Source organism: Oleiphilus sp. HI0123 (assembly GCF_001635315.1).
In genome coordinates, this window is the sequence record NZ_LWGE01000943.1 from 1 (window position 1) to 614 (window position 614).

General features: G+C 41.4%; 1 tRNA gene. It reads right to left on the reverse strand.

The features are described 5' to 3' along the window. Nucleotides 1-370: 370 nt before the first annotated feature. Nucleotides 371-446: transfer RNA gene (locus A3761_RS08115), tRNA-Lys, on the reverse strand. Nucleotides 447-614: the final 168 nt, after the last annotated feature.

Genomic DNA, 614 nt, shown 5'->3' on the forward strand with positions numbered 1-614 from the left:
TTAATCTTCTCTTTGTAATCTGCAACCTTGGCCTGATCTAATTCTCTAGCCGAGAGATGCTCATGCGCTAAATGCTCTTGAACCAAAACGCGATCTTCAATACTTGCCATGTCGTTCCTATCTAAAGATATATCTAAAGTTCGAATCTATTTTTCTTACTAACTAGAAGCCACTCAAACACACAATACACTAATGTGAAGCTGCACCTAAAATTTGGGTGCCATAGTATAATCCTTGTGACAGTAAAATCTATAATTGATTGAGTACCAACGCAAGCAGATCGAAGCAGCGAGCGCAGACTAACAAATGACTATATGTTAAAACTAATGAATTAGCTGGAAATATTGGGACAGCGGACTTTCGAAGGGAATGGTGGGTCGTGCAGGATTCGAACCTGCGACCAATTGGTTAAAAGCCAACTGCTCTACCAACTGAGCTAACGACCCGCTGGAATCTTGTGAACTAGCGATGCTAGTAACATCAAGTTTAGACAATGTTTTTCAACATTTTATGCTCATCGATCGGCTCTGTTGCCACCAACTTCTCTACATTAGAACAGCGGAGAAAAATGGTGGGTCGTGCAGGATTCGAACCTGCGACCAATTGGTTAAAAG